Origin of the sequence: Halomonas binhaiensis (assembly GCF_008329985.2) — a bacterium.
Lineage (GTDB): Bacteria > Pseudomonadota > Gammaproteobacteria > Pseudomonadales > Halomonadaceae > Halomonas > Halomonas binhaiensis.
This window is the reverse complement of sequence record NZ_CP038437.2, coordinates 2,062,644-2,079,681: the sequence shown is the minus strand read 5'-3', so window position 1 is coordinate 2,079,681 and position 17,038 is coordinate 2,062,644. Positions and strand designations below refer to the sequence as shown.

At 54.8% G+C, this 17,038-nt stretch carries 19 protein-coding genes; 7 read left to right on the top strand and 12 right to left on the bottom strand.

The window, feature by feature from the left end; genetic code table 11:
* Positions 1-322: 322 nt before the first annotated feature.
* Complete coding sequence (locus E4T21_RS09090) at positions 323-919, top strand: OmpW/AlkL family protein (protein ID WP_149284688.1); 597 nt, start codon at positions 323-325, stop codon at positions 917-919.
* A gap of 99 nt (positions 920-1,018) precedes the next feature.
* Here the strand turns inward: E4T21_RS09090 and E4T21_RS09085 are convergent, their stop codons facing one another.
* The 4 genes from E4T21_RS09085 to E4T21_RS09070 form a co-directional block, all read right to left on the bottom strand.
* The gene (locus E4T21_RS09085; protein ID WP_149284687.1) at positions 1,019-1,210 is read right to left on the bottom strand and encodes a hypothetical protein; all 192 of its coding nucleotides are present in this window, start codon (positions 1,208-1,210) and stop codon (positions 1,019-1,021) included.
* Positions 1,211-1,379: 169 nt separating this feature from the next.
* Positions 1,380-2,093, bottom strand: coding sequence for a 5,6-dimethylbenzimidazole synthase (bluB, locus tag E4T21_RS09080; RefSeq protein WP_149284686.1), 714 nt, complete (start codon positions 2,091-2,093; stop codon positions 1,380-1,382).
* Between the two features lie 225 nt (positions 2,094-2,318).
* Positions 2,319-2,675, bottom strand: a complete 357-nt coding sequence (locus tag E4T21_RS09075) for a type II toxin-antitoxin system HicB family antitoxin (protein WP_149284685.1) — start codon at positions 2,673-2,675, stop codon at positions 2,319-2,321.
* Between the two features lie 608 nt (positions 2,676-3,283).
* A complete protein-coding gene (locus E4T21_RS09070; protein WP_149284684.1) occupies positions 3,284-3,481 on the bottom strand; it encodes a hypothetical protein in 198 nt (65 codons plus the stop codon).
* Between the two features lie 510 nt (positions 3,482-3,991).
* Here E4T21_RS09070 and E4T21_RS09065 point away from each other — a divergent pair.
* Complete coding sequence (locus E4T21_RS09065; protein WP_149284683.1) at positions 3,992-4,252, top strand: putative hemolysin; 261 nt, start codon at positions 3,992-3,994, stop codon at positions 4,250-4,252.
* 63 nt (positions 4,253-4,315) lie between these two features.
* Here the strand turns inward: E4T21_RS09065 and E4T21_RS09060 are convergent, their stop codons facing one another.
* Entirely contained in the window at positions 4,316-6,022 is a 1,707-nt protein-coding gene (locus E4T21_RS09060) for a potassium/proton antiporter (RefSeq protein ID WP_149284682.1), read from the bottom strand.
* Between the two features lie 328 nt (positions 6,023-6,350).
* Here E4T21_RS09060 and E4T21_RS09055 point away from each other — a divergent pair, with 328 nt between their 5' ends.
* A complete protein-coding gene (locus E4T21_RS09055; protein WP_149284681.1) occupies positions 6,351-7,451 on the top strand; it encodes an ABC transporter substrate-binding protein in 1,101 nt (366 codons plus the stop codon).
* Positions 7,452-7,647: 196 nt separating this feature from the next.
* Here E4T21_RS09055 and E4T21_RS09050 read toward each other — a convergent pair whose 3' ends face one another.
* Together E4T21_RS09050 and E4T21_RS09045 are read right to left on the bottom strand one after the other, a co-directional pair.
* The gene (locus E4T21_RS09050) at positions 7,648-8,415 is read right to left on the bottom strand and encodes an alpha/beta fold hydrolase (protein ID WP_149284680.1); all 768 of its coding nucleotides are present in this window, start codon (positions 8,413-8,415) and stop codon (positions 7,648-7,650) included.
* A 31-nt stretch (positions 8,416-8,446) separates the two neighbouring features.
* The gene (locus E4T21_RS09045) at positions 8,447-9,142 is read right to left on the bottom strand and encodes a 7-cyano-7-deazaguanine/7-aminomethyl-7-deazaguanine transporter (RefSeq protein WP_149284679.1); all 696 of its coding nucleotides are present in this window, start codon (positions 9,140-9,142) and stop codon (positions 8,447-8,449) included.
* Positions 9,143-9,607: 465 nt separating this feature from the next.
* Here E4T21_RS09045 and E4T21_RS09040 point away from each other — a divergent pair, with 465 nt between their 5' ends.
* The gene (locus E4T21_RS09040) at positions 9,608-9,937 is read left to right on the top strand and encodes an ArsR/SmtB family transcription factor (RefSeq protein WP_149284678.1); all 330 of its coding nucleotides are present in this window, start codon (positions 9,608-9,610) and stop codon (positions 9,935-9,937) included.
* Between the two features lie 198 nt (positions 9,938-10,135).
* Here the strand turns inward: E4T21_RS09040 and sohB are convergent, their stop codons facing one another.
* Positions 10,136-11,167, bottom strand: coding sequence for a protease SohB (sohB, locus tag E4T21_RS09035; protein ID WP_149284677.1), 1,032 nt, complete (start codon positions 11,165-11,167; stop codon positions 10,136-10,138).
* A 168-nt stretch (positions 11,168-11,335) separates the two neighbouring features.
* Here sohB and E4T21_RS09030 point away from each other — a divergent pair, with 168 nt between their 5' ends.
* A complete protein-coding gene (locus E4T21_RS09030; protein ID WP_149284676.1) occupies positions 11,336-11,638 on the top strand; it encodes an SCP2 sterol-binding domain-containing protein in 303 nt (100 codons plus the stop codon).
* 82 nt (positions 11,639-11,720) lie between these two features.
* Here E4T21_RS09030 and nudC read toward each other — a convergent pair whose 3' ends face one another.
* From nudC to E4T21_RS09010, 4 genes are all read right to left on the bottom strand, one after another.
* Positions 11,721-12,494, bottom strand: a complete 774-nt coding sequence (gene nudC / locus E4T21_RS09025) for an NAD(+) diphosphatase (protein ID WP_149284675.1) — start codon at positions 12,492-12,494, stop codon at positions 11,721-11,723.
* Positions 12,494-13,276 (bottom strand): DNA polymerase III subunit epsilon, encoded by a 783-nt coding sequence (gene dnaQ / locus E4T21_RS09020; protein WP_149284674.1) that lies wholly within the window; start codon positions 13,274-13,276, stop codon positions 12,494-12,496. The genes nudC and dnaQ overlap by 1 nt, the downstream gene beginning before the upstream one ends.
* A gap of 77 nt (positions 13,277-13,353) precedes the next feature.
* Positions 13,354-13,818, bottom strand: a complete 465-nt coding sequence (gene rnhA / locus E4T21_RS09015) for a ribonuclease HI (RefSeq protein WP_149284673.1) — start codon at positions 13,816-13,818, stop codon at positions 13,354-13,356.
* Positions 13,819-13,904: 86 nt separating this feature from the next.
* Positions 13,905-14,729: a class I SAM-dependent methyltransferase gene (locus E4T21_RS09010; RefSeq protein WP_240349342.1), complete on the bottom strand. Its 825-nt coding sequence runs from the start codon at positions 14,727-14,729 to the stop codon at positions 13,905-13,907.
* A 159-nt stretch (positions 14,730-14,888) separates the two neighbouring features.
* On the opposite strand from E4T21_RS09010, the gene gloB reads away from it, so the two are divergent.
* Both gloB and E4T21_RS09000 read left to right on the top strand, forming a co-directional pair.
* Positions 14,889-15,656, top strand: a complete 768-nt coding sequence (gene gloB, locus E4T21_RS09005) for a hydroxyacylglutathione hydrolase (protein ID WP_149284672.1) — start codon at positions 14,889-14,891, stop codon at positions 15,654-15,656.
* Positions 15,657-15,747: 91 nt separating this feature from the next.
* On the top strand, positions 15,748-16,965 hold the full coding sequence (locus E4T21_RS09000) for a transglycosylase SLT domain-containing protein (RefSeq protein WP_149284671.1): 1,218 nt from the start codon (positions 15,748-15,750) through the stop codon (positions 16,963-16,965).
* The last annotated feature ends 73 nt before the right edge of the window (positions 16,966-17,038 follow it).

Sequence of the window (17,038 nt, the reverse complement as noted above, 5' to 3'; positions counted from 1 at the left end):
TGATCATACTAGCTGCTTCGAATTGCATGTAGCGCTTATGAGTGCGGACATGGAGTCTATGTTAAGGTTATGAGGCATTTTCACGACACCTGCATACAAGCGTTTGAATATACATACGTGCGTTTGAAATGCAGGATCGCCACGTAAAAGGCTTATGAAAATAGCCACCCCCTTACAATAGGCAGCATGCCGAATGTAATTGTAAGCATTATCTACAAGCACTTTATATGTGTACGCATATAAGTAAGAACATAAGCACTTCATATAAATTCAGCATATAAGCACAATCGCCATAAACCATTCACGAGGAAGGGATCACCCAATGAAAACTGCACGTATGCTAGGTGCCATTACTCTATTGACGACGACTGCTTTCAGTGCCCAGTCAGCGTTGGCTTACCAGGCTGGTGACATCTATGTCCGCGCAGGTTTCGAGAAGACCGATTCTTCTTCGAGCACCTTCAAGGTCGACAGTGAAAAGCAGAGTGTCGACGATGACATCGTTTTCGGATATGGCGCAGGCTACCTGTTCCACAACAACTTCGGTGTGGAATTGAACGGCAGCCAGACTGCAAAGCAGGAACTGAGCGGCCATGGCACCATCGAGAGCACCCCGGTCAACTTGATGCTCAACTACTTCCCGCTCGGTGGACATGTGTCACGCATCCAGCCGTACGCCGGTATCGGTGTCAATTACACCAACTTCGACACTGACAGCAATTTCGATGCGGACATTGATGATTCCTGGGGCTTTGCCGCTCAGGTAGGCGTAGACCTGAGCATCACCGAAAATATTCTGGTAGGCATGTATGGGCACTACGCTGAAGTAGACCCGGATATCACTATCAACGATAAGGATGTCGGCGGGATTGAAATCGATCCTCTGGTTATCGGGGCGGGCCTCACTTATCGTTTCTAAGACAGGTAGAGCCTTAGCCTCTCTGTCTATCGCCTGATACTGCTAGCAGGTACACCCGAAACCTGAATCCTCACAGGTTTCGGGTGCGTTCATGAGTGGTCAGCGAAAACTTTCATCACCTATCAGCTCAAGAATATCTTCTGGTGCTTCCTGCACGGCATAGTAACCTTCAGGGTCCTCCAGCGTGACGATCTTGGTGCAATGCTCTGACTCTTCCCGCTTCATCCACACAATATGAACCGGGTTGAGGTAAATAGGACAGTGATCATGGGCGCACATCAGTTTTATCATAATCGCCTCCTTCCGCTTGCTGGCTCAGCGTCAGCAATCATCGAAAGTCATCGATACCTATTAACGTAGCCCACGCAGCCTGGAACCTCGCTTGTTTTTGCCCGATCAACGTAGATAGTTCGTTGGACTTCCTGGCTAGACGTTTCGCATACTTGGTATTGAGTTCAACTCAACGAGCGTCATGCTCATTCATCAGCATTGATTCCAGCAGGTCATTCTCCAGCGTCTGCCCCCACTGGTCGCCATGCACCAGCTCCTGCAAGGGCAGCCGGGAACGCCATCCCTTCACCTCAAGCTCAGGCCGGGGAAGAAATTCGCTCACATACCCCAGGCACAAATAGGCTACGGGATATACCTCGTCAGGCAACCGCAGGACTTTTGCCAACTGCTCCTGGTCCAGGATACTGACCCAGCCAATTCCAATGCCTTCAGCACGTGCAGCAAGCCAGAGGTTCTGAACTGCCAGGCAAGTGCTGAACAGATCCGTTTCCACAATACTGTTACGGCCCAGCACATGAGCACCACCCCGCCTACGATCACAGGTGATGCAGAGATTCAACGGACTTTCCAGAATGCCTTCCAGCTTCAGGCCACGATAAAGTGCCGCCTGATCTCCTGCATAATTCTCGGATGCCTTGCGATTTTCCTGCTGAAAAATCGCCTTGACGGCACGCCTCACTTCCAGGCTCTCGATAACAATGAAATCCCAAGGCTGCATGAACCCAACCGAAGGCGCATGGTGCGCGGCCTGCAGCAAGCGCGCAAACACATCGGGAGGAACTGGATCTGGGAGAAATTGGGAGCGCACATCCCGTCGCTCACGAATGGCACGATAAAGCCCTTGCCGCTCAACATCAGAAAAGCGGTTCTCAGGTGCACTCATTGCAAAAACCCTTTACGGATCAAGTTCATCTATCGATCAAGCTCATCATCGGGGCGCCAATAATTGTAGGGTTATGCTACACGGGCCATCCTTGTTGTGCCAGCAAGCATTGAGCGCACAATAGGTAGGGGCGCTTGACGGAATCTAGACCTCTGGAGCACCGACACGATCGTTTCAGTGCAAAGTGACACGATGATGCATCATCCGGACAGCGCAATGACATCTTCAGTCCAGATGTGTAAATTCATCTTCCAGAAAGTCAGGAAACACTGGCTCCACCATCGGCGTTCCCGCTTTTCTGGGTCCGAGGTTCACTTTCAGAAAGTGCCACACCACACCGGCATAGTGCTTGTCGCCCAGGTAACGACCATTCATCTGAGGGACAGGAATCGACTTTCCTGCTGCACTCAATGATGCCAGGTGCTCGATTAGCGCTTGCTGGGCCTGTCTGTAAGCACCAAATTCACTATCCATCTCAACACGAAAGCCGGGGAGATCTGGAGCGAAGGCTTCATAGCGCCCTAGGGTGCTGCTGACGCAACGAGTTCCAACATCATATATCAGTTCCCTCTGCCTGTTCATTGCGCATCCCCCTGAACGCCTGGCGACACCACTGCCTCACAGCTCTGCTTCTCAAGCCAGCAAGAACTCGCATATCGCGACCACTCCCCTTGGGTAGGTCAAGTAGAGCTAGTCCTTCTGTCATTTTGCACTATATGCCAAATCGCGCAAGCAATGACCGGGAGCAAACTACTTCCTCCACTTCCTGATCTCATCAGGCACCAGAATACGCGAGAATGAACGATGAGAAGGCAGAACTTCTAATAATCGATGGACGATCATATTAGAGGCCTTCTATTTCGTCACATGCAAGGAAAATAAACACGGGAGTCATGAGTTTTAAATGATGCCAGCCAATAGTCGTTCTCAGCATGTAGCGCGTGGTTTATATGGCCGAATATTTCATAAAAACAAGCAAACAAGATATATAATGGGGAGAATATCTGACTTGGAATTCATCTTACGCCCCGATTCCATTCAGGGCGTACTTCTCGCTATTTTTTCCACTATGCCCGACCAGCCTACTCTATTTCCTCCTCTGATATCATGGCAGCATAGTTTACTAGAGAAAACATCGTACAAGCATTAGGTTTGTAATGAACAAGCCTAGTGTTTTTTTACTATACTGCTCATGCATTCGACTTCGAATTGCCGAAGACTTTTCCTATTGCGTCCTGTAGCTGCTCACACCTCACCGTCAGAGCATCACGTTCAGCTTCCAGCCCCGCTACTGTTTCACGCAATTTCAACACCTCACGTGCCAGCTTGTAAGCACTGTGAGACTCAGCCATTTCCGAAGCCAGATCATGGATTTCATAGTTATTCATTACATTCTCCTGTCAGCAGATTGGGAAAGATGCTTATCCCAAATGCCTTATCTACACCTGCGTCTTTCACTGGCTTTCGCATTGCGACATCGGTCCAGATCCACTGACCGACAATACTATGCTGGTGGTAAATGCGTCATCGCGCAATACCCCACATCAATTCTTCATAATGAATGGCAAACGTCTCGCCATAATGGGCATCCAGCATGGCAAGACAGAAGGAAGCAGAAATACCTTTGCGGTTGGCAGCCCAATCGAGGGCGCACTCTAGACATGAAGCAGCGGGTGAATGAGCATTGGGCTTGAAACAACAGTCTTATGTCATCCTCCATGGCAACCCGATCACCGCATCAAAGTCGATGATACGGCCAGGATATCTTTACATTTCAATCAGGCATGTCCGGCTTTTGGGTGAGCGAATGTCTTTGCGCCGCCCTCAACGTTCGCTACTCTTGTCACTCCGGGGCTGCCCGGATAGGCAGCCGTATCTCACCGTAGAGAGGAAAGTTCATGAAGGAATGGATAGCAGCAATGGCATGCTCACTGACGTTAGCAGGATGCGCCGCGCAGAACCCACCACAACCGGACAACCAGAAAAGCATTGGCATGCCCAACCCTGCCTCCGTGCACTGCCTGGAAAAAGGCGGCACCCTAGAGCGCCGACAGACAGCAGCCGGAGAGAGCAGTGATTGCCGCCTGCCAGATGGAACGCTGGTGGACACATGGGAGCTCTATCGTCGCGACACCGACGCCCAGCAAACCTCACAGTAAGCTAGATTCTTGCTCCTGACACTTCAGCTTACTTCTACACATTTCGGCTTGCGCCCGACAATCTCAATAAAGACGCAAGCCTACCTTGGTGATGTGGTTGCCTTCCATTTCGTTGACCACCCAATGGATGCCATGCCAGTCGACATCGTCTCCTACCACAGGATGCCCACCAACGCGCAATGCCATGAAATCTCCCAGGCTGAGGGCAGCCTCTCCCGGGCTCAAGGTCAGGCCATAGGCATCCGCAACATCCCCCATCCGTGCTTCCGCATCTAGAGTGAAGGTACCAAAAAAGGCCCTCTGTTGTTTCAGCTTCGCCTCACCATTGAAAAGTCGGTTCAACGCGGGTAGATCATCATCACGCCCAATGACGCAGATGACATCTCCCTGGCTCAAGCGTGTACTTCCCTTGGGGTGAAGCATCACGTGTTCTCTGAACAATGCCGAGATCAACGCCCCGGAGGGGAACCGCAACAGGCGGATAGGAACATCTTCGAGATCCGAATTCTCGACTCTGTAGACAAACATCTCAAAATCATTCTCAGGGAGAACCCCCAAGGGGCCGCGATGGTTCGGCGTCACGCGGTCAGGAACCATCACTTTGAGCCGCCTGGCCACCCAAGGCAAAGACCCTCCCTGGATCAACAACGACAGCAGCACTACGGCAAAGGCCACATTGAAATACAGCGCAGAATGCTCAACCCCACCGATGACCGGGAAAATGGCCAGCACGATTGGCACCGCCCCCCGAAGGCCGACCCAGGAGATAAAAGCCACTTCCCGCCAACGAAAATGAAAGAAAGGCTTCAACGTCAGGACTACCGCCAATGGGCGGGCGATGAAGATCAGCGCCAGAGCGACAATAGAGGCCGGCAGAATCACTTCCAGCAACGCCGAGGGAGTCACCAGCAGCCCCAGCACCAGGAACAGACCGATCTGACTCAGCCAGGCAAGGCCATCATGAACCGGAAGAATGAAATTAAGATGCCGCCCCTGGCGGTTGCCGATCATTAGTCCCGTCAGGTAGATCGCCAGGAAGCCACTGCCTCCCAGTGCCGCCGTCAGGCCAAATACACAGAAGCCCAGCGCCAGGGCCAGCAAGGAATACAATCCTGGCGCCAGATCGAGATAACTCAGCAGTCGAGCACTCAACCAACCTGCCCCCAAGCCAATGACCACGGCCATGGCAAACTGCTGGATAAAGAACCACAGCATATCCAGGGGGCCACCGAGATCCCCTACCAACGCCTCGATCAGCACCAGGGTAAGGAAGATCGCCATAGGGTCGTTGGTACCGGACTCGATTTCCAGCGTGGCCCCTACCCGCTCATTGAGATTCAAGCCACTACCGCTGAGCATGGAAAATACTGCTGCGGCATCCGTCGAGCCGACAATGGCTCCAACCAGCAAGCCCTGCATCAAGGTGAGGTCGAACACCCACATGGCCAACACACCGACAATGCCGCTGGTAATAAAAACGCCAATGGTGGCAAGGCCAAGAGCTGGGCGGAAGCCCACGCGGAAAGTTTTCAGACGAGTACGCAGGCCACCATCGAGCAGAATCATGGCCAAAGCCAAATGGCCAATCACGAAGGCCAGTGAATAGTCATCAAAGGCAATGCCCAGAAGCCCTTCTTCCCCGGCCAGCATGCCAAGTCCGAGGAAGAGCAACAGCAACGGCACTCCAGCCATTGCCGAGAGACGACTGGCCAATACGCTCAATGCGATCAAGGTGCCGCAGAAAAGAAAAAGGGTGTTGATCGAATCCATGGGCACTCCTTGCTAAGACTGTGCGTATTATCACATGTCAGTTCCCACTGCGCGATGACGAGCTGCGGGTTCTTGGTGCTGGCAGGCAGGCACCGCCCTTGGCTAAACTAGCGCCCTCGTAACGATTTTATTGTCATGTGGCTGCTCATTGTTACTTGCCACGTGATTAACTACTACACGGCTCACGACTACACGGCACGACTGCACGGTTCACAATTGCACCGACGCAGGTACGGCTATGCAGTCATAACTATTCGCTCACAACTATTTACTCACAACAACGTGCTTCATCACTGAGTGACCACGTGTGACTTCTGGGAGATCTGTCATGCCGTTGACTCGCCTTCGGCGACCTTGGCAATATGCTGCCTTGCTCATGGCATTCATCATCGGAGTGGTTTTCTTCGGCTACCTGAACAAGGGGGCTGCCGCTACTGAGGCACCTGCTGCCCAACTCTCCCAACGTGCTGAATCATTGCAAGTACAGGATATCGAGCCCCCACCGGCTACCACAGAAGCCCCACCGGGGGCGATTGCTCTGCCACCCGAGACTCCTGTCGATATTGTTCTGGACTGGTTCCCAGGCCCGCAGCATGCTGCTCTGATTGTCGCCGAAGGTCTTGGCTTGTTTCGCCAACGCGGCCTGACGGTGCGACTAAGCACCCCGGCAGATCCCGACGTGCCACCCAAATTGGTGGCGGCATCCCGCGTGACCCTGGCAATTACCGATCAACCGACATTGCACCGCCTAGTCGATGAAGGTAAACCATTGGTGCGTGTAGCCACTCTGGTTGAGCTCCCCATGGCTGCGCTGATTGCCCGCAAGAGCACGGGGATCAAATCTTCCCTGTCACTGATCGACCATCGCATCGGTTATTCCAGGCAGACCAGCTATAGCGTCTTGATGCGAGCAATCCTGCAGAAGGAGGGGCTGAACCTGTCCCATGTGGAACCACGCGACGTTCATTTCAGCGTCATCCCTGCCATGAGCGAGAAACGCATCGATGCGGTGATAGATGGACAACGGTTCGGCCTGCCCAGGCAATTGGCCGATCTTGGTGTCGCCACACAGGTCATTCCCGTCGAACGCCTCGGCATCCCCATACACGATGGCCTGATTCTGGTCGCCAATCGCAACCACTATGCTGTGCAGCACGATGCCATTCGACGCCTGGTCAATGCCTTGGGAGAAGCCGATCGCTGGATTCTCGACCACCCGAACCAAGCCTGGGACATGCTGGTCGAAAGAGAACCCTCGATCAATACTGCCGCCAATGCCGAAGCCTGGCCACACATCCGCAGCCGACTCAGCCTCCGCCCAGGAGCTGTCGACATGGCGCGTTATCGGCGCATGGAGCGCTTCCTCTGGGAGCAGAACATCATTGGCAACCAGACCCCCCCGGACCAGCTTGCCATCGATCCAGGTTAAGCTCGCCTCACGACCCTTACATTACAGCCGGTGATATGTAATACATTCATGGACCACAGAACGTTTTAGTCACTTACGGCCATTCACATGAACCTATATGAAATAGGGGCATTGCGATGCCCCTGTGAAACCGATGCCCCTGTGGAACTGCGGGCGCACTCTTGTGCCTATCTCTTGTGCCTATCCCTGCCATTGATCAACTGAGAAATTCCTCAACAACTCCTTGGAATTCCTCGGCTCTTTCCGTATGCAACCAATGCCCGGCTTCAAGCGTCACAATTCGGGCCTCGGGCAAAACCTCACGCACAGCCGACATATACGTCTCACTGACGTAATCGGAACGGCTTCCGCGTATGACCACGGTAGGCCGGTGTACTGCACCCTCTCCCGCCGGGACTTGCATGATGTCGGGATATCCACGTTCAATCTCGTCCATTCCCACACGCAGGCGCAATACACCACCCTCATCGCGCTTGAGATTGGTCGCCAGAAACATTCGAGTGGGCTTATCGTGAACGTACTCGGCCATAAGCTCATCCGCAACACGGCGATCTTCTGGCTGGCCTTCCTCAACCCGGCGCAATGCAGCAAATACACTATCGTGATGATGCTCATACGCCACCGGTGCAATATCCGCCACCATCAGCGAAGCCACACGTTCAGGTCGACGTCGTGCCACACTCATCACGACCTTGCCACCCATGGAGTGCCCAAGCAGATGGGCCTGTTCTACCTGGCAGGCATCCAGCACCGCTTCAACATCTGCCGCCATGTCGTCATAACTCATGCCTTCGGCATGAGGAGAGCGACCATGATTGCGTAGATCAAGAGCGATCACTCGATGGCGCTGGGAAAAATACTTGATGTGGGAGCGCCAGTTGTCGGCACTACCGAGCAGCCCATGCACGATGACCAGTGGAATACCTTCTCCTCCGGTATCGGTGAAATACAGCGCGACAGACATCTTGGCTCCTTCTATGGCAAGGGGCGATTATTCATGGCAACTCAGGAGCGTCACCGCTCTGCCTGCGGTGCTCACCCTCACGTTCATCTGTCAGCGACATCAGGCGCTGGCTGAACCAACGTAGCAAAATGCCATAGAGCGGCAGGAAGAACAGCAGGCTGATTACCAGCTTGATGGCGTAATCAACACTGGCAATTTCTGGCCAGTGCTGTGCCATGAAAGGGTCCGGACCATTATGAAAAGCAATGGCAAAGAACGCCAGCGTATCTGCCAGATTGCCAAATACCGTGGATAGCGCAGGTGCCACCCACCACAAGGACAGCCGACGCAAGCGGTCGAATACTTGGACATCCAGCAGTTGGCCAAGCAGGTATGCCATGAAGCTCGCCAGGGCGATACGGGCGACAAACAGATTCCACTCACCCAGTGCTGACATGCCTGCATAGCCGCCCTGGGGGAAAACGACGGAAACCACATACGATACCAACAGCGCCGGGAACATCACCCGAATCACAATCGCCCTGGCCGGACCTTTACCGAAGAAGCGAACGGTCAGGTCAGTGGCCAGGAAAATGAACGGAAAGCTGAAAGCTCCCCAGGTGGTATGCAGTCCAAAGATGGTAAAAGGCAACTGAACCAGGTAGTTGCTGGCGGCAATGACAGTGATGTGGAAACTGACCATCAGCGTCAGGAGACGACGCCGTTGCAACGAAGAGAGGGCAAACATGGAGCACCTTTTTGGCCAGGGGTGAGGGAACCCTGATAAACGACTGGACTAGAGACGGCTCGCAGTATACGTGAACCGGGCAACCTGTTCCATTATGTCGGGTTCGACCTCATCTCCCTTGAACCACCTCACCGCCCTGTCCATCAACCACTAAACAAGCAACAGCCGGCGGCTTTTTCCCAGATCGCCTATAAACAAGCGTTTAAGGCGCGTTAACAGTAGCGATGGGCTATGATGTTGGAAATACTGAAGCACATCTAGGATGTCTGTATTGGCGTTGCATTGATGTAGCACGTCAATCACGTCGCTCACAGCATGAACGGCCCTATGATCATGCCGTGAAGTACAAAACAATAACGTGCCAGACAATACGTGTTGAGCAGTACTACACAGGCACAAGAATAATGGGATGACAATCATGCCGCCTGACGATCGCCTCAAGTCTCATTGGAGGAGGGACTGCCGATGAATAGCCCGCAGCGCGTGGCAGGTCGTTTGCTGGAAGGCGGAGACGCCGTTATGGACAAAGCCAGCAATTTGCTGAAAGCCATCGCCAATGACAATCGCCTGCGAATTCTCTGCTTGCTGGAAGGCACAGAGCTGTCCGTCACTGAACTCAACCAGAAACTGAATCTGAGCCAATCCGCACTTTCCCAACACTTGGCGATCTTGCGCCGTGAAAGCCTGGTCGCCACCAGACGCTGTTCTCAGACGATCTACTATTCGCTCAATGGAGAAAGTGCAAGCCTGGTGATTGCGGCCATTGTGAAACTCAACGCCGCCAATGACACCTGATGGCAACTGCCAACAAAACTCCCAACGTCAACTCCCAACAACACCCAGCAACAACGCTTAGCAACAACTCCCTGCCATACAGGGGCCCAGCAACAAAGGTGTACTCATAATGCGAGAAGGCCGGCTTATGCTGCAATCGCATGCATGCGCCGGCCTTCTCGCATTTCTCTCTATTATCTTTTACAAGCTTGCCAAGGCTCAGCGACGTTCCCAGCGCGAAGCTTCCAGGCGCTCTTCAACGCGTTCCCATACCTGCTCGACCAGAAGGGAAATACCGAATCCAAAGCGAGCCCCCAGGCCACGCTTTGGCTCAAGACGCACGGATAGCACGCGCCCCTGCTCTGCCGCTTCCATCAGATAGGCTTCGCTGGTACCGACCACATCAGCAAGTCCCTTGTCGACCGCCTCCTGGCCATACCATATCTCACCCGTTGCAACGGCCTCGATATCAACGGCGGGGCGGCGCTCAGCCACATAGCCTTTGAACTTTTCGTGAGTTGCCTCCAGGTCCTCCTGGAATTTTTCCCGGCCTTCTTCGGTGTTTTCTCCCAATACTGTCAGGGTCCGCTTGAAGCGTCCTGCGGTATGCAGCTCCACATCGACATCGTGCCGCTTGAGCAGGCGATGCAGGTTAGGCACTTGTGCTACCACACCAATCGAGCCGATGACAGAAAATGGCGCCACGCGAATCTGATCAGCGTTGCAGGCCATTAGATAACCACCGCTGGCAGCCACCTTGTCGACACACACTGTCAGACGAACACCTGCCTGGCGCAACCGGTCAAGCTCGGCAGCCGCCTGGCCATAGGCATGCACGAGGCCACCGGGAGACTCAAGCCTCAACACCACTTCATCCCCTTCTTTCACCACCAGCAACAGCGCCGAAACTTCCTGGGCCAGACGCTCGACACCTGAAGCCTTGATATTACCGTGAAAGTCCAGAACCCAATGCGTCACCTTGCCTTCTTCGGACTTGGCGTCGGCCTTCTTGGTGTCGCGCTTGAAGCGCCTGAGCAGCGCACGCCGGGCTTTTGCCCCATGCAGGGCCAGCGACAAACGTTGCTTGCGTTGTTCCAGGAGGCGTCCCAGATCCATGATACGCAAGCGATCCCCCACGGAGGCATCACCCCGACGACTACGCCCAATCAATAGTGCAACGACGGCTACCACGGCGCCGACAGCAACCAGCTGAACCAGGAAGGTCCCCATATCAGCCAACCATTGCCCCATATCCCTTCTCCTTGCGTTGAGATATCTGCGATCTGTCCATTCAACTTGCCTGGAGACTCTGATACCAGAGAAATAATATCCAGGCTTGATTAAAACACTTGTTTGAAATAGGCTCCCAAGAGCCCAAACACACCACATCCAGGCTTGACTGCTGACTCAGGAGGCACAATGTCACAAACTCTCGATACCCTGCGCGACCGCTTCGATCCCGAGGCTGCAAAAGGCCTCAACGAAGTGTTTCAGTTCCATTTCAGCGATACCGACGATTATTACGTCAGCATCCAGGATGGCGATCTCGACATCCAGCAGGGTGAACATGACGATCCTTCCGTCAGCCTGTCGATGAGCACCGAGACCTTGAAAGGTCTCATGAGCGGCGATGTCAATGGTATGACAGCGTTCATGACCGGCAAGATCAAGGCCACCGGCAATATCATGCTGGCGACCAAACTGAACCAGCTGTTTCCCTGAGCTTCCGCCGACCTGGCTTCAGCGGTACCCAAGCCTGAACCCCGCCCCGAAGGGCGGGGTTCGTTTTACCTGGCTCCAGCATTCAACGACCGTCACGCACCTCTGCCAGATGCAGTTCGATCAACTCTCGAGAGATCGAATAGGGAGGCGGCAATTGTGGCAGGCGGCGCGGCGAGAACCAGGCAGCATCCTCGATCTCATGACCATCAATACAGATCCGCCGGCTGGCCGCTTCCACCAGATACCCCAGCATCAATGAATGAGGAAAAGGCCAGGCCTGGCTGCGAACATAACGCATCCGCCCTATGGTCAGGCCAACTTCTTCGTAGACTTCTCGATGCAAAGCCTGTTCAGCAGACTCTCCTGGCTCGATGAAACCAGCCAGGGTCGAGTACCTGCCGGGTGGAAACCTCGGACTGCGCGCCAGCAAAAGGTCTTCCCCATGAGTGACCAGCGTGATGATGCATGGGGAAATGCGTGGATAGTTACGATGGCCGCAGCTATCGCAATGCATGGCAAATTCGCTATCCACCCTTCGGGTCGAGGCGCCACAACGCCCACAGAAGCGATGGTTGCGTGACCACTCGGCCACCTGCAGTACAGTGGAAATCAGGGGGAACCAGGACTCTGGCAACTCTGCCAACCATGCACGGCCATCTGGCCAGTCATCATCAGGCTGATTTTCAATCAGCAGCCCTACAGGTTCATCATGCCACCAGCAGAGTGGCTGAATCTCAGTTCCCCAGAAACTCTCTTCCATGAGAGGAGTACGATTCACGCCAGGAGCAATGCGCCCCTGGGAAAAGCGAATAATACGTCCTCTTGTCTCACCCAGCGGTAGCTCGCGACGCAGCATTACTCGACGTCCTGATTGGCAGCACTGACTCCAAGCCCGCCGAAGTGCTCTGGCAGGCTATCCCACAGGCATTCCCCAGCCTGTTTCCTGACACCTTCAAGCTTGGCCTGGTGCGCCGCGAGTTCTCCATCATCAGGGCGTACCACTTTCAGCCGTCCTGTCGGCAACGACAAGCGACGCACCGAGAACTCTCCCGGAGTCGTTGCCTTCTGTTGCTCGTCATCTCCTGCATCCAGGGTCAAGGCTGTCTGGCCACCCGTCATGGCCATGTAGACATCAGCAAGGATCTCGGCATCGAGCAAGGCGCCGTGCAATACACGATGCCCATTATCGATGTCATAGCGCTTGCATAGCGCATCCAGGCTGTTGCGTTGACCAGGATGCATCTGACGTGCCATCACCAGCGTATCGAGGACACGGCAATGCTCACGTACAGGGCCAAGATCAAGCTCGGGCTGCACAGCCTTGAGCAGGTTGAACTCATGGTCAATGAAGCCAACATCGAAGGGAGCGTTATGAATCACCAGCTCCGCACCACGAATGAAATCCCAGAACTCCTGGGCGACCTCGGCAAATACGGGCTCGTTGGCAACACGCTCATTGGTGATGCCGTGGACTTCTATCGCTTCAGCATCAATTTCCCGCTCTGGATTGATGTACTGGTGATAAGTGTTTCCGGTGAAGCGGCGGTTAATCACCTCCACAGCCCCGATCTCGATCAGGCGGTGTCCATCACGGGTCTCGATACCTGTCGTTTCGGTATCCAGTACAATCTGACGCATCTCGGACTCTTTCCTAACGTTAGGTTCCTCAAGGAACCACTGATTTATCCAGTTCTTTCCGTAGACACAGAGAGATGTCAGGCGCCTTCGAGCAATTCATCGATGGCTTCATTGGCCAAACGATCGGCGGTCTCATTCCCTGGGTTACCACTATGCCCCTTGATCCAGTGCCATTCGATCTCATGGCGCTCGGTCTGTTCAAGCAGCTGCTGCCACAGATCCGCATTCTTGACCGGCTGCCTGGAAGCGGTCTTCCAGCCTTTCTTGATCCAGCCGTGAATCCACTCTGTGATCCCCTTGCGCAGGTACTGTGAGTCTGTCCACAGCACCACCTTGCAGGGGCGTTTCAGCTCCTTCAGGGCCATGATCGCTGCAGTCAGCTCCATTCGATTGTTGGTGGTCGATGCATCACTCCCCTTGAGCGTCTTTTCATGCTCGCCACTACGCAGCAAAGCGCCCCAACCACCGGGCCCAGGGTTACCTCGGCAGCCGCCGTCGGTATAAATGATGACGCTAGGAAGTGAAGATGAAGCCTGTGTCAAAAGGGCCGCCTTGAAGTCCGAATTTCAGAGTGGATTGCCCGGTTGTTCGCTGGCCACCTGGTCACGGATCGCTACTTGCAGCAACGTCAGCCAACATCCTCATTGGCCGCCCCTTGTGCAACAGATATAGCATTGTCCTGACTCGTGCGGGCGGCGACATCCCGAGAGCGGGAATCCAGCCCCAGCCGTGTCGCCCCGACAACCGCACCGAAAAGGGGTCTCTGGGGTTGGTGACGTGCCAACCGGGAACGACAGCGGGCCTGGATGATGTAGCTATCTCCCATGGGCAGATTGTGGCGCCGCCCCAAGGTTTCCAGTACCGCATTACGCGGCGTCATACCGGGCAAATGAAAGCCGCAATAGTCTAACCGTTCGATCTCGAACTCCACAAATGCCAACCAGTCACGCAACCTGCCTGGCCGCCGCCAGCTCCCCTGCCCCGGCAAGCGTTGCTTGTGCCCAGGCAAGCAACGCGCCATGCCTGCTGGCGAAAGCGGCGACCACGACACAATGATCAAACGCCCCCCCGGTGCCGTCACCCGGGCCGCCTCCTGTAACACATGGTGAGGCTCAGGCATCACCTCAAGCACATGATGCAGCACCACCAGGTCAAGACAACCGTTGGGCAGGGGCAAGGCATCAGGGTGGCACACCAACGTGGAGGAACTTTCCGCACACTCGCGGGTCGGAGACCATCGAATCAAGTGGGGAATGGTAGACATATCTACGATGGGCGCGCCCAGGGACATCTCCAGACCATGTACGCCAGCCCAACGCTCCGTCATGGGACCGAGACACGCTCGTTCAGCCCGACGGATCGCCCGACCACCCTCGGAGGCCCAGAACTGGCGACCCATTGAGATCAGTTCCGCCAGGTCAATCGGTGTTGGCGCATTTGACATGATAGCCATCTACCCCCCACAGTGTCGGATTTTGCATAGCATATTACGTAAACTCAGCGAACCGTTTTATTGAACAATCCGTGATCGAATAACCAGCGAGAGCCAGAGTCTCCGACTCCGACGGGACCCCTCAATCTGAGCCGCTCGCATCAAGGAATGCATCAATCCATGTTAAGCGTGACACCGATCCCTGCCTTTAGCGACAACTATATCTGGCTGCTGCGCCAGGACTCGAGCCAAGAGGTATGCGTAGTGGATCCTGGTGATGCGGCACCGGTCATCGAGGTGCTCGAACGCGAGGGACTTACCCTGGGTTGTGTGCTTATCACCCACCACCATCACGACCATACCGGTGGGTTGGCCGAACTGATAAAACGCTATTCACCACGTGTCATTGGCCCCGACAATCCCAGTATTGCAGGCATTCAGGAACGTGTCGCCGATGGCGATGAGTTTCGTGTCATGGGCCGCCGTTTTGAAGTTATTGCCGTACCAGGACATACCCTGGATCATCTGGCCTTCTTCACCTCTGGAATCCCCGCCTTGCTGTTCTGCGGTGACACCATGTTCAGTGCTGGCTGCGGTCGGCTGTTTGAAGGAACGCCAGAGCAGATGAATGCTTCTCTGGAACGGCTCAACGAGATGCCTGCCGATACCCTGGTATTCGCCGCACACGAATACACGCTTGCCAATCTCGCCTTCGCACAAGCCGCTGACCCAGACAATAAGGACGTGGCCAAGGCTCTCCAGGAATGTGAGCGCGCGCGCGAACTTGACCGCCCAACCTTGCCCTCGACATTGGAACGCGAGCGGCGCATCAACCCTTTTTTACGTTGTGATGATGCGGGTGTCAGGAAAGCTGCCTCGGCCCATGGGTCAACTGATAGCAAGGACGCCACTTTTGCCACGTTACGCGCCTGGAAGGACAGTTTTTGAAGACCTTCCCACGAATGCGCCTGCGTCCCCAATATCCATTACTCAGTCAAGGTCGATTTGCCCATGGCAGCGGCCAGGAGACCCCTTACGCATGACGTTTTACACTGCACGACGACGACTGTTTGGTGCCGCCAGCAGCCTGGCCCTGATGGGGTCCTTGACGCTGGTCGCCCTGGCCAACAGCTATGCATCCACTCAGACCACGAGCGGACAGCTTGGATTGACCAATCTCACACCACCTGCATCAATCGCCGACAGTGCATCATCGCAGCTCACCCGCCGTTTCTGGGATGAACTGCAGCTTGAGTCGCAGGATGCCTGGACCAAGCTGCGTGACGATTTTCAATGGCAGAATGAAGCCATGAATGCGCGGGTACAGGAATGGATCGAATATTACCGTTCCAAGCCTGAAAACATTGTTGAAATTACAGAACGTGCCCGACCCTGGATTGCCTGGATCACACAACAGGTCGAGGCACGTGGCCTGCCTGGTGAAATCGCTCTGATTCCCTTTGTAGAAAGCTCCTTCGACCCCAAGGCACGCAGCCACTTCGGTGCTGCCGGCCTGTGGCAGATCATGCCAAGAACAGGTGATGCACTTGGCCTGCAGCGCAATTCCGCCTGGGATGGGCGAGTGGATGTCGTCAAGTCCACGAAAGCTGCACTTGACTACATCGAGATGCAGGCTGACGAATGGTACGACGGCGACCTGATGCTGTCCCTGGCGGCCTATAACGCCGGTGCCGGCAACGTCAATCGTTCACGTCGCTCCGCCCAGTCTCGTGGCTTGGAAGGTGGCTACTGGGATCTACGCTTACCCAAGGAAACCATGGCGTATGTTCCCAAGCTGCTGGCGATCTCCCAAATCATCAATGACCCAGAGCATTATGGTATCGCCTTGCCAGAGATCGATGGCAATGCCGCCTTCGCCAAGGTGGCTCTGACCAACCCCATCAGCCTGGCACAAGCCGCTACCATGGCCGGCGTCTCCACTATCGAGCTGGCGGAACTCAACCCAGGGCTCAAGTCGTCTACCATTGACCCGAGTCATAGCCAGCAACTTCTGGTGCCAGCTGACAAGGCTGCTACGCTTCGAGAAGGGCTCGCGTCACTCTCCTCTGGCCGTGAGGCCATCAACATTGCCGCCAACACCAGCCAAACAGGCATGCACGTCGTAGAACATGGCGAGACTCTGTCCAAGATTGCTCTGAAGCATGACCTGTCGATGACCGATCTCGCTCGCTGGAACGGCATCTCCAATCCAGAGGCTTTACAACCAGGACAGCAACTGACACTTTCCGGTAGTTGACAGCAGACGTTCAGCGAAGATCATCTAGCGACTGTCTTCCTGAACGTCGACGAATCACCTGCTTAAAAGGATG